This is a genomic window from Serratia sp. SA088 (assembly GCF_049065515.1).
Taxonomy (GTDB): Bacteria; Pseudomonadota; Gammaproteobacteria; order Enterobacterales; family Enterobacteriaceae; genus Serratia; species Serratia nematodiphila.
This window is the reverse complement of record NZ_JBAKGW010000010.1, coordinates 87,737-100,011: the sequence shown is the minus strand read 5'-3', so window position 1 is coordinate 100,011 and position 12,275 is coordinate 87,737. Positions and strand designations below refer to the sequence as shown.

General features: G+C 61.9%; 7 protein-coding genes. 5 read left to right on the top strand and 2 right to left on the bottom strand.

Annotated elements, in window-relative coordinates; genetic code table 11:
- The first annotated feature begins 45 nt into the window (after positions 1-45).
- The 5 genes from glgB (at position 46) to glgP (ending at position 9,659) form a co-directional block, all read left to right on the top strand.
- Positions 46-2,232, top strand: coding sequence for a 1,4-alpha-glucan branching enzyme (glgB, locus tag ACOWVD_RS21765; protein ID WP_164095737.1), 2,187 nt, complete (start codon positions 46-48; stop codon positions 2,230-2,232).
- The gene (gene glgX, locus ACOWVD_RS21760) at positions 2,229-4,211 is read left to right on the top strand and encodes a glycogen debranching protein GlgX (RefSeq protein ID WP_049240502.1); all 1,983 of its coding nucleotides are present in this window, start codon (positions 2,229-2,231) and stop codon (positions 4,209-4,211) included. Before glgB ends, glgX begins: the two co-directional genes overlap by 4 nt.
- A gap of 15 nt (positions 4,212-4,226) precedes the next feature.
- Positions 4,227-5,504 (top strand): glucose-1-phosphate adenylyltransferase, encoded by a 1,278-nt coding sequence (gene glgC, locus ACOWVD_RS21755; RefSeq protein ID WP_004930810.1) that lies wholly within the window; start codon positions 4,227-4,229, stop codon positions 5,502-5,504.
- Between the two features lie 135 nt (positions 5,505-5,639).
- Complete coding sequence (glgA, locus tag ACOWVD_RS21750) at positions 5,640-7,070, top strand: glycogen synthase GlgA (RefSeq protein WP_421105777.1); 1,431 nt, start codon at positions 5,640-5,642, stop codon at positions 7,068-7,070.
- 141 nt (positions 7,071-7,211) lie between these two features.
- Positions 7,212-9,659, top strand: a complete 2,448-nt coding sequence (gene glgP / locus ACOWVD_RS21745; protein WP_004930804.1) for a glycogen phosphorylase — start codon at positions 7,212-7,214, stop codon at positions 9,657-9,659.
- A 59-nt stretch (positions 9,660-9,718) separates the two neighbouring features.
- Here glgP and glpD read toward each other — a convergent pair whose 3' ends face one another.
- Complete coding sequence (glpD, locus tag ACOWVD_RS21740; protein ID WP_004930801.1) at positions 9,719-11,227, bottom strand: glycerol-3-phosphate dehydrogenase; 1,509 nt, start codon at positions 11,225-11,227, stop codon at positions 9,719-9,721.
- A 247-nt stretch (positions 11,228-11,474) separates the two neighbouring features.
- Positions 11,475-12,233: a DeoR/GlpR family transcriptional regulator gene (locus tag ACOWVD_RS21735; protein WP_004930797.1), complete on the bottom strand. Its 759-nt coding sequence runs from the start codon at positions 12,231-12,233 to the stop codon at positions 11,475-11,477.
- Between the last annotated feature and the right edge of the window lie 42 nt (positions 12,234-12,275).

Here is a 12,275-nt window from a genome sequence, read left to right as displayed (position 1 = left end):
AACAAGCCGTGCTTAGATCATGCTGTTAATCTAAGGAAGAAGACTATGCCTGTACTTCCCGATCGTGACGTGATTGATCAGATCATCTCCGGCCATTACGCCGATCCCTTCGCTCTGCTTGGCATGCATGCGACCGATAACGGTCTGCAGGTGCGCGCGCTGCTGCCGGACGCCGGCGCAGTCTGGTTGGTGGAACAGCAAACCGGCCGGCGGCTGGTGCAGCTGAACTGCGACGATCCGCGCGGTTTCTTCAGCGCGGTGGTGCCGCGGCGCAAAAATCCTTTCCGCTATCAGCTGCAGGTCAGCTGGCGCGATCATCAACAGATCGTCGACGATCCTTATCGGTTCGGCCCGCTGCTGCAGGATATCGACAGTTGGCTATTGGCTGAGGGTACGCATTTGCGCCCCTACGAACGGCTGGGCGCCCACCTCGTCACGCTGGATGGCATCGACGGCGTCAGCTTTGCGGTCTGGGCGCCCAACGCCCAGCGTGTTTCGGTGGTGGGGGAATTCAACTTCTGGGACGGCCGCCGCCACCCGATGCGTCTGCGGCGTGAAAACGGCATCTGGGAGCTGTTCTTGCCCGGCGTGCAGGCCGGCCAGCTGTACAAGTATGAAATCGTCGATTGCTACGGCAATACTCAGTTGAAAGCCGATCCTTACGCCTTCGAGGCGCAGATGCGCCCGGATACCGCCTCGCTGGTGGCGCCGCTGCCGGAGGTGGTGCCGTCGACGCCGGCGCGCCGCCGCGCCAACGATTTTGACCAGCCGATCGCCATCTACGAGGTGCATCTCGGCTCATGGCGCCGCCACACTGACAACCACTTCTGGCTCAGCTACGGCGAGCTGGCAGTGCAACTGATCGATTATGTGAAGGACATGGGATTCACCCATATCGAGCTGCTGCCGATCAACGAGCACCCGTTCGACGGCAGCTGGGGCTATCAGCCGCTGGGGCTGTATGCGCCGACCCGACGCTTCGGCACGCCGGCCGACTTCAGGGCGTTTGTGGCGGCGGCGCATGAAGCGGGCATCAACGTGATCCTCGACTGGGTGCCGGGGCATTTCCCCAGTGACGCCTACGGCCTGGCGAATTTCGATGGCACTGCACTTTACGAGTACGCCGATCCGCGCGAGGGCTACCATCAGGACTGGAATACGCTGATTTACAACTACGGCCGCCACGAGGTGCGCAACTACCTGGCGGGCAACGCGCTGTATTGGTTGGAGCGCTTCGGCATCGACGCGCTGCGGGTGGATGCGGTGGCGTCGATGATCTATCGCGATTACAGCCGCGCCGACGGCGAGTGGGTGCCGAATTACTACGGCGGCAACGAGAATCTGGAGGCCATCGCCTTCCTGCGTTATACCAACCAGACTATCGGCCAGGCGCAGCCGGGCGCGGTGACGCTGGCGGAGGAGTCCACCGACTATCCCGGCGTCACCCTGCCGCCGGATGCCAACGGCCTGGGATTCCACTACAAATGGAACCTCGGCTGGATGCACGACACGCTCAATTACATGAAGTGCGATCCGGTGCACCGCAAGTATCACCACAACCAGATGACCTTCGGCATGCTGTACGCCTATACCGAGAACTTCGTGTTGCCTATCTCGCACGATGAAGTGGTGCACGGCAAAAAATCGATCCTCGACCGTATGCCGGGCGACGCCTGGCAGAAGTTCGCCAACCTGCGCGCCTATTACGGTTTTATGTGGGCGCATCCGGGTAAAAAGCTGCTGTTTATGGGCTGCGAATTTGCGCAGGGGCGCGAGTGGAATTTCGATACCAGCCTCGACTGGCATTTATTGGAAGGGCTGGATAACTGGCATAACGGCGTGCAACGGCTGGTGCGCGATCTGAACCATTGCTACCGGCAGCAGGCGCCGCTGTATGAGCGCGACTACTTCCCGGACGGCTTCGAGTGGCTGGTGGTCGACGATCACGACAACTCGGTGTTTGCCTTCGCACGCTACGATTCGCAGGGCAATGAGCTGATCGCCATCAGCAACTTTACCCCGGTGCCGCGCTATCGCTACCGCATCGGCATTTCCCGCGCCGGTGACTATCGCGAGATCCTCAATACCGATTCGCACCACTATCACGGCAGCAACGCCGGTAATCAGGGGCGGGTCTCTTCCGAAGCGGTCGGCAGCCATGGCCGCGATTTCTCTATCAGCGTGACGTTGCCGCCATTGTCGACCATTTACCTGCTGCGGGAGGCGCCATGACCGAGCTGACGGCCGGCCTCGCCGCGCCGCTGGGCGCGCAGTATGACGGCGAAGGCATCAACTTTACCCTGTACTCGGCGCACGCCGAACGGGTGGAGCTGTGCCTGTTCGACGGCCAGCAGCGCGAAGTGCGCCTGCCGCTGCCGGCGCGCAGCGGCGATATCTGGCATGGCTACTTGCCGGGCGGCAGGCCGGGGCAACGTTACGGTTACCGGGTCTACGGCCCGTTTGACCCGGCGAACGGGCAGCGCTTCAACCCCAACAAGCTGGCGCTCGATCCGGCCGCGCGCGCGGTGGAAGGGCCGGTGGCGGACCACCCGCACCTGCACGGCGGTTACGAGCAGCCGGACCCGCACGACAGCGCCGAGCTGATGCCGAAGTGCGTGGTGGTGGACGAACAGTATGACTGGCAGGACGATCGCCCGCCCGCCACGCCCTGGGGACAGACGGTGATTTACGAAGCGCACGTGCGCGGCCTGACGCTGCTGCACCCGCAGATCCCTCCGGCGCTGCGCGGCAGTTTCGCCGCGCTGGGGCACCCGGCGATGATCGCCCACTTCAAACGCCTCGGCATCACCGCGCTGGAACTGCTGCCGGTGCAGCAACATACCTCCGAACCGCGCCTGCAGCGGCTGGGGCTGATCAACTACTGGGGCTATAACGTGCTGGCGCCCTATGCGCCGGACAACCGCTACGCCAGCCTGAGCACCGATGCCACGCCGCTGAACGAATTCCGCGATGCGGTTAAGGCGCTGCACCAAGCCGGCATTGAGGTGATCCTCGACGTGGTGTTCAACCACAGCGCCGAGCTGGACAGGGATGGGCCGATGCTGTCGCTGAGCGGCATCGATAATCTGAGTTACTACTGGCTGACGCCCGAAGGGGACTATGTCAACGACACCGGCTGCGGCAACACGCTGCGGCTCGATCAGCCGCAGGGCGTAGCCTGGGTGATGGATTGCCTGCATTTTTGGGTGCGGGAGTGCCACGTCGACGGCTTCCGCTTCGATCTGGGCAGCGTGCTGGGCCGCACGCCGGGGTTCGATCGCGATGCGCCGCTGTTCCAGGCGATGCTGGCGGACGATCTGCTGTCGCGCTGCAAGCTGATCGCCGAACCCTGGGACGTTGGCCCCGGCGGCTATCAGGTGGGGGCATTTCCCGGCCGCTTCGCCGAATGGAACGATCATTACCGCGACGACATGCGCCGTTTCTGGCTGCAGAGCGGCGTGTCGCTCGGCCAGTTCGCCCGGCGTTTTGCCGCTTCCAGCGATCTGTACAACCAGCGCGGGCGGGCGCCTTACGCCACCGTCAACATGCTGACCGCGCATGACGGCTTTACCCTGCAAGACGTGGTCAGCTTCAACGAGAAACACAATCAGCCGAACGGTGAGGGCAACCGCGACGGCAGCGATCGCAATTTCAGCAACAACCACGGCGTGGAAGGCCTGGTCGCCGACGACGCCATTGTGCAACGCCGCAGGGCCAGCCAGCGGGCGATGCTCGCCACGCTATTGCTGTCCCAGGGCACGCCGATGCTGCTGGCCGGCGATGAACAGGGACACAGCCAGCAGGGGAACAACAATGCCTATTGTCAGGACAACGCCACCACCTGGCTCGATTGGGCCACGGCGGATGACGCGCTGACCGATTACGTCGCGGCGCTGATCGCGCTGCGCCGCCAGATCCCCGCGCTGCAGCAGGACCGCTGGTGGCAGCAGGACGACGGCAGCGTGCAGTGGCTGAACGCGCAAGGCCAGCCGCTCGACGCGCAGCAGTGGGAGCGGGGCGAGCTGCTCATGCAGATCCTGCTGTCGCAGCGCTGGCTGTTGCTGGTCAACGCCACGCCGCAAACGACGGAGATGAGATTGCCGGAAGGCGATTGGCAGGTTGTCGCCCCGTTCACTCAGGAAGACTCACGGGCGGTATTGCCCGCCTGGCACCAGGCCGCGCGCTCGCTTTGCGTTCTGGTACGGAAATAATAAAAGGAGTCCGCTATGGTTAGGTTTGAAAATAAAGACCCCCTGATGTTGGCGCGCCAGTTGCCGATTAAATCCGTAGCGCTGATCCTGGCCGGCGGCCGCGGCTCACGTTTGAAAGATTTGACCTCCACCCGCGCCAAGCCCGCTGTCCACTTTGGCGGCAAATTCCGCATCATCGATTTCGCCTTGTCGAACTGCCTGAACTCCGGCATCCGCCGCATCGGCGTGATCACCCAATACCAGTCGCACACGCTGGTGCAGCACATTCAGCGCGGCTGGTCGTTCCTCAACGAGGAGATGAACGAGTTCGTCGATCTGCTGCCGGCCCAGCAGCGCCTCAGCACCGAGCATTGGTACAAGGGCACCGCCGACGCGGTGTACCAGAACCTGGATATCATCCGCCGCTACGAGGCCGAATACGTGGTGATCCTGGCGGGCGATCACATCTACAAGATGGATTACTCACGCATGCTGATCGATCACGTCGAGAAAGGCGCTCAGTGCACCGTGGCCTGCCTGCCGGTGCCGCGCAGCGAAGCCGGCGAATTCGGCGTGATGAAGGTGGATGAAAGCGACCGTATCATCGAGTTTCTGGAAAAGCCCGCCGATCCGCCGGCGATGCCGGGCAACCCGGATATGTCGCTGGCCAGCATGGGCATCTATATTTTTAATGCCGCTTATCTGTTCCAACTGCTGGAAGAGGATATGTCGACCCCTGGCTCCAGCCACGATTTCGGCAAGGATCTGATCCCGAAAATCACCGCGCAGCAGGCGGCGTGGGCGCATCCGTTTACCTTGTCCTGCGTGACGTCCAACCCCGATCTGCCGCCGTACTGGCGCGACGTGGGCACGCTGGACGCCTATTGGCGCGCCAATCTCGATCTGGCGTCGGTGACGCCGGAGCTGGACATGTACGACCGCGCCTGGCCGATCCGCACCCACATGGAACCGCTGCCGCCGGCCAAGTTTGTGCAGGATCGCTCCGGCAGCCACGGCATGACCATGAACTCGCTGGTGTCCGGCGGTTGCATCGTGTCCGGATCGGTGGTGGTGCATTCGGTGCTGTTCCCGCGCGTGCGAGTGAACTCGTTCTGCACCATCGACTCTACCGTATTGTTGCCGGACGTGAACGTCGGCCGTTCCTGCCGCCTGCGGCGCTGCATCATCGACCGCGCCTGCCACATTCCTGAGGGCATGGTGATCGGGGAAAACGCCGATGAGGACAGCAAGCGTTTCTATCGCTCGGAAGGCGGCATCGTGCTGGTGACGCGCGAAATGTTGTCAAAATTGTGAGTTAACGTGGGGGGCAGAACGATAGCCTGCCGCCCGATGAACGGTTCGATGGCTTGCGCAACGCGGCACACATAACAGCGGCAAGCCTGCTTTATTTCTTATCCAGAGGCCTTCGGCCGACTTTCAGGAGTGATAATGCAGGTCTTACACGTATGTTCTGAAATGTTCCCCCTGCTGAAAACGGGCGGACTCGCAGACGTGGTTGGCGCGCTGCCGGCGGCGCAAATCGCCGAAGGCGCCGATGTTCGGGTGCTATTGCCCGCTTTTCCTGACGTACGCAACGGCATACCCGACACCGTGCTGGTGGCGGAAATCGACTCGTTCGCCGGTCGGGTTGGCCTGCGTTACGGCACCTACCATGGTGTGGGCATCTATCTCATCGATGCGCCCTGGCTGTATGACCGGTCGGGCAGCCCGTACCACGATCAGTCCATGTATGCCTACCCCGACAACCACCGCCGCTTTGCGCTGCTGGGCTGGATGGCCTGCGAGCTGGCCAAGGGGCTGGATCGCTACTGGCGTCCGCAACTGGTGCACGCCCACGACTGGCATGCCGGCCTGAGCTGCGCCTATCTGGCTGCCAACGGCCATCCGGCGCGTTCGGTGTTCACGGTGCATAACCTGGCCTATCAAGGGCTGTTCTCCGCCCATCACGTGACCGAGCTGTGGCTGCCGGCGTCGTTTTACGATGTCTATGGCCTGGAATTCTACGGCCAGATGTCGTTCCTCAAGGCCGGGCTGTTTTATGCCGACCACGTGACCGCCGTCAGCCCGACCTATGCGCGCGAGATCACCCGGCCGGAGTTCGGCTACGGCATGGAGGGGCTGCTGCAGGAGCGGCAGCGGCAAGGCAGGTTGAGCGGCATCCTCAACGGCGTGGACGACAAGATTTGGGATCCGGCCCACGACCCGCGGCTGAGCGCCCGCTATGACGCCGACGATCTGAAAAGCAAGGTCAAAAACAAGCTGCATCTGCAAAAGGCCATGGGGCTGAAGGTGGACGAATCGCTGCCGGTGTTCGCGGTGGTGAGCCGATTGACCAGCCAGAAAGGCCTCGATCTGGTGCTGCAGGCGTTGCCCGAATTGCTGGCGCAGGGCGGGCAGCTGGCGCTGCTGGGCGCCGGCGACGCGGTGCTGCAGCAGGCATTTCTGGCCGCCGCCGCCGACTATCCTGAGCAGGTCGGCGTGCAGATCGGTTATCACGAATCCTTCTCCCACCGCATCATCGGCGGCGCCGACGTCATTCTGGTGCCGAGCCGCTTCGAGCCCTGCGGCCTGACGCAGCTCTACGGCCTGAAATACGGCACGCTGCCGCTGGTGCGCCGCACCGGCGGACTGGCGGACACGGTCGTGGACTGCGCGCTGGAGAACCTGGCCGACGGCACCGCCAGCGGATTCGTGTTCGACGATTGCGACGCCGTCGCGCTGGGCAACGCCATCCGCCGCGCCATGGTGCTGTGGAGCCGGCCGAAACATTGGCGCCACGTTCAGCGTCACGCCATGAGCGTGGACTTCGGCTGGCCGGTGGCGGCGAAAGAGTATCTGTCGCTTTATCAACGCTTGTAGCCCGCGTTTCGCGTCGCGAGTTGACGCGCGGCGGGCAGCCGTAAGGGTAGATTGTCGGGGCGCGGCGTGCCGCGTCCATGTTCAGCGGAGCCCGCTATTCCGCGGCGAATGGCGGGGCTCCCTACAAGGGATTAAAAAGCCATGACTTCACCGTTTAGTTACACCTCACCTACGGTCAGTGTGGAAGCGCTGAAACACTCCATCGCCTATAAGCTGATGTTTATCGTCGGCAAGGATCCGGCCATCGCCAACCGGCACGATTGGCTGAACGCCGTGCTGTTCGCGGTACGCGATCGCATGGTGGAGCGCTGGCTGCGTTCCAACCGCGCCCAGCTGTCTCAAGACGTGCGGCAGGTGTATTACCTGTCGATGGAGTTTCTGATCGGCCGCACCCTGTCAAACGCGCTGCTGTCGATGGGCATCTATCAGGATATCGACAACGCGCTGAACGAGATGGGGCTGAACCTGGCGGAGCTGCTGGAGGAAGAAAACGACCCCGGGCTCGGTAACGGCGGCCTGGGCCGGCTGGCGGCCTGCTTCCTTGACTCGCTGGCGACGCTGGCGCTGCCGGGGCGCGGCTACGGCATTCGTTATGAATACGGCATGTTCAAGCAGAACATCGTCAATGGCCAACAGATGGAGTCGCCGGACTACTGGCTGGAGTACGGCAATCCGTGGGAGTTTCCGCGCCATAACACCCGCTACAAGGTGCGCTTCGGCGGCCGCGTGCAGCAGGAGGGGGCCAAGGCGCGCTGGCTGGAGACTGAAGAGGTCGTGGCCATCGCCTACGATCAGGTGATCCCCGGTTTTGACACCGACGCCACCAACACGCTGCGGTTGTGGGGCGCGCAGGCCAGTAATGAGATCAACCTCGGCAAGTTCAACCAGGGCGATTACTTCGCGGCGGTGGAAGACAAAAATCACTCGGAGAACGTGTCGCGCGTGCTCTATCCGGACGATTCGACCTCGTCCGGGCGCGAGCTGCGGCTGCGGCAGGAGTATTTCCTGGTGTCGGCCACGGTGCAGGATATCCTCAACCGCCATTGGCTGATGCACAAAACCTTCGACAACCTGGCGGACAAGATCGCCATTCACCTCAACGACACCCACCCGGTATTGTCGATTCCGGAGCTGATGCACCGGCTGATCGACGAGCATAAATTCAAGTGGCTCGACGCCTGGGAAGTGGTGGAGCAGGTGTTCTCTTACACCAACCACACGCTGATGAGCGAGGCGCTGGAGACCTGGCCGCTGGATATGATTGGCCGCATCTTGCCGCGCCATCTGCAGCTGATTTTCGAAATCAACGATCACTTCCTCAAGATGGTGCAGGAAGTGGCGCCGGACGACAACGATCTGCTGGCGCGGGTCTCGATCATCGACGAAACCAACGGCCGCCGGGTGCGCATGGCGTGGCTGGCGGTGGTGGCCAGCCACAAGGTCAACGGCGTTTCCGCCCTGCATTCCGAACTGATGGTGCAGTCGCTGTTCGCCGACTTCGCCCGGCTATTCCCGACCCGTTTCTGCAACAAAACCAACGGGGTGACGCCGCGCCGTTGGCTGGCGCTGGCCAATCCGCCGCTGGCGGCGGTGCTGGACGACTGCATCGGTCAAACCTGGCGCACCGATCTCAGCCAACTGAGCGAGATCAAGGCCAACGTCGATTACCCGAGCTTCCTGCAGGCGGTGCAGCGCGCCAAACGGCAGAACAAGGAGCGGCTGGCGCTGTACATTGCCAAAACGCTCAACGTGGTGGTCAACCCGGATGCGTTGTTCGATGTGCAAATCAAGCGCATCCACGAGTACAAACGGCAGCTGCTCAACGTGCTGCACGTCATCACGCTGTATAACCGTTTGCTGGCTGACCCTGACATCGAGCGCGTGCCGCGGGTGGTGATCTTCGCCGGCAAGGCGGCCTCAGCCTACTATGCCGCCAAGCAGATCATCCGTCTGATCAACGACGTGGCCAAAGTGATCAACAACGATCCGCGCGTGCATACCCAACTGAAGGTGGTGTTCATTCCGAACTACGGCGTCAGCCTGGCGCAGATCATTATCCCGGCGGCGGATCTGTCGGAACAGATCTCGCTGGCGGGCACCGAGGCCTCGGGCACCAGCAACATGAAGTTCGCGCTGAACGGCGCGCTGACCATCGGCACGCTGGACGGCGCCAACGTCGAGATGCGTGAGCACGTGGGGGAGGAGAATATCTTTATCTTCGGCAATACCGCCGAGCAGGTTGAGGAACTGCGCCGCAACGGTTACAACCCGCGCCAGTACTATGAGCAGGACCCGGAGCTGCATCAGGCGCTGACGCAGATCGCCACCGGGGTGTTCAGCCCGGAAGAGCCGAAACGCTATGGCAATTTGTTCGACTCGCTGGTCAACCTCGGCGATCACTATCAGCTGTTGGCGGATTACCGCAGCTATGTGGACACGCAGGACAAGGTGGACGAGGTCTATCTCAATCAGGACGAGTGGACGCGGCGCGCGGTGCTGAATATCGCCAATATGGGCTACTTCTCATCCGATCGCACCATTCAGGAATACGCGGATGAAATTTGGCACATTAAGCCGGTGAAGCTGTAAAGCGAGAGAGGAAAAAAGCAAAGGGCCGGATAACCGGCCCTTTTTCGTTACGCTGCGGCTCAGGAAGCCAGAGACAGCGCTTTCGTTTTCGCGTGTTCCGCCAGCCAGGCTTTCACTCGCGCCTGCTGCGCTTCGTCCAGCCACATGCCCAGCTTGGTGCGGCGCCAGATAGCGTCGTCCAGCTCCACGACCCACTCTTTCTCGGTCAGGTAGCGCAGTTCGGCTTCATACAGACCGTGGCCGAAATCTTCGCCCAGATCGGCGAGGCCGTTGGCGCCGGCCAGGATCAGCTCGCTCTGGCTGCCGTAGGTGCGGGCATAGCGGCGCGCCAGGGCTTCCGGCAGCCAGCCGTGCGCTCGGCGCAGTTTGGCCGCGTAGCCGTCGCGATCGCCGTCGATGTCACCGCCCGGCAGCGTGGCGTTTTTGGTCCACGCCGGGCCGCAGCCTGGGTAGTAGTGGGCCAGTTTTTCCATCGCATGTTCGGCCAGCTTGCGGTAGGTGGTCAGCTTGCCGCCGAAGACCGACAGCAGCGGCGCCTTGCCTTGCTCGTCGTGCACGTCCAGCGTGTAATCGCGGGTGATCGCCTGCGGTGAATCGGATTCGTCGTCGCACAGCGGACGCACGCCGGAGTAAGTCCAGACGATGTCGTCGCGGCCCAGCTGCTTCTTGAAGTGATCGTTGTACACTTTCAGCAGATAAGCGATTTCGTTCTCGTCGATCTTCACGTCTTTCGGATCGCCTTTGTACTCCACGTCGGTGGTGCCGATGATGGAGAATTCGTCATTCCACGGGATCACGAACACGATGCGGTGGTCTTCGTTCTGCAGAATGTAAGACTGCGGCTGATCGTGCACGCGCGGCACCACGATGTGGCTGCCTTTGATCAGGCGGATGCCGTAAGGCGATTTCAGCTTCAGGCCGTCGTCGAAGAAGTTTTTCACCCACGGGCCGGTGGCGTTCACCAGGCCTTTGGCGCGCCAGGTGAAGGTTTTGCCGCTGTCGATATCGACCGCTTCCACCATCCACAGGCCGTTTTCACGCCATGCGCGGGTCACTTTGGTGCGGGTGCGCACTTCGCCGCCGCGTTTTTCCACTTCCTGCGCGTTCAGCACCACCAGGCGAGCATCGTCGACCCAGCAGTCGGAATATTCGAAACCGCGCTTCAGTTCAGGCTTCAGCACCGACTCTGGTCCAAAGCGCAAACCCTTGCTGCCCGGCAGGCTGGTGCGTTTGCCCAGGTGATCGTACAGGAACAGGCCGATGCGGATCATCCAGGCCGGACGCAGGTGCGGCTGGTGCGGCAGGCGGAAACGCATCGGGAACGCGATGTGTGGCGCCAGTTTCAGCAGCACTTCACGTTCGGCCAGCGCTTCGCTCACCAGACGGAATTCGTAGTGTTCCAGGTAGCGCAGGCCACCGTGGATCAGTTTGGAACTGGCGGAAGACGTAGCACAGGCCAAGTCTTGCGCTTCCAGTAGCAGTACCGACAGCCCGCGCCCGGCAGCATCCGCCGCGATGCCGGCACCGTTGATGCCGCCACCGATAACGATCAAGTCTTTGGTTTCCACGTCATCTTCCTCCAGATGTTCGAAATAGCTCTTTCATGTTCGTTTTCGCTCATGATTGTAATCAAAAACCAACAAGCAAGCCAAGAGTTAACCAAACAAAAACATTTAGGCGTGATAGAGGTAACAGTTTGGTGATGATAGTCACATAAATAGGGTGGATATGGCGCGGGCGCGCAAACGGCTGTCGGTGAGGGGAGTCTGAAGGGATGAAACGGGGCGGCGGCGCGCCCCGCAGGTTAAGGCCGGATCAGCACAGCTCCAGCTGCACGTCGTACTGTTCGATGATTTTCATCACGCTCGGCGGCGGCAGTTGGTCGGTAAACAGGTAGTCGATCAGGTTCATGTTGCCCAGGTTGACCATGGCGTTGCGGCCGAATTTGGAATGGTCGGTCACCAGCATCACGCAGCGGGAATTTTCGATAATCGCGCGTTTGGTGCGCACTTCGTGATAGTCGAATTCGAGCAGCGAGCCGTCCATATCGATGCCGCTGATGCCGAGAATGCCGTAATCGAGACGGAATTGGGAGATGAAGTCCAGCGTGGCTTCGCCCATGATGCCGCCGTCGCGGGTGCGCACTTCGCCGCCGGCCAGGATCAGGCGGAAGTCTTCCTTGGCGGTCAGCAGGGTGGCGACGTTAAGGTTGTTGGTGACCACGCGCAGGTTCTTGTGGTTCATCAGCGCATGAGCCACCGCCTCCGGCGTGGTGCCGATATCGATGAACAGCGTGGCGCCGTCCGGGATCTGGCTGGCGACGCGCTGCGCGATGCGGGCCTTCTCTTCCGACCACATCACCTTGCGATCGTTATAGGCAGCGTTGACCGAGCTGGAAGGCAGCGCCGCACCGCCGTGGTGACGCTGGATCTTGTTCTGGTCTGCCAGGTCATTCAAATCGCGGCGAATCGTTTGCGGGCTGACGTCAAAATGTTCGACCAGCTCTTCCGTGCTGACGTAACCCTGCAGGCGCACCAGCTCGATAATTGCGTCATGACGCTGTGTTTGCTTCACGATAATCCCCTAAAACGCCCGCTATGCCCATTGGGGCATAGC

Excerpts from the sequence above, each read along its gene's own strand:
- glgP (WP_004930804.1), top strand. The coding sequence starts at position 7,212 with ATGACTTCACCGTTTAGTTACACCTCACCTACGGTCAGTGTGGAAGCG.
- glgC (WP_004930810.1), top strand. The coding sequence starts at position 4,227 with ATGGTTAGGTTTGAAAATAAAGACCCCCTGATGTTGGCGCGCCAGTTG.
- glgB (WP_164095737.1), top strand. The coding sequence starts at position 46 with ATGCCTGTACTTCCCGATCGTGACGTGATTGATCAGATCATCTCCGGC.
- glgX (WP_049240502.1), top strand. The coding sequence starts at position 2,229 with ATGACCGAGCTGACGGCCGGCCTCGCCGCGCCGCTGGGCGCGCAGTAT.
- glgA (WP_421105777.1), top strand. The coding sequence starts at position 5,640 with ATGCAGGTCTTACACGTATGTTCTGAAATGTTCCCCCTGCTGAAAACG.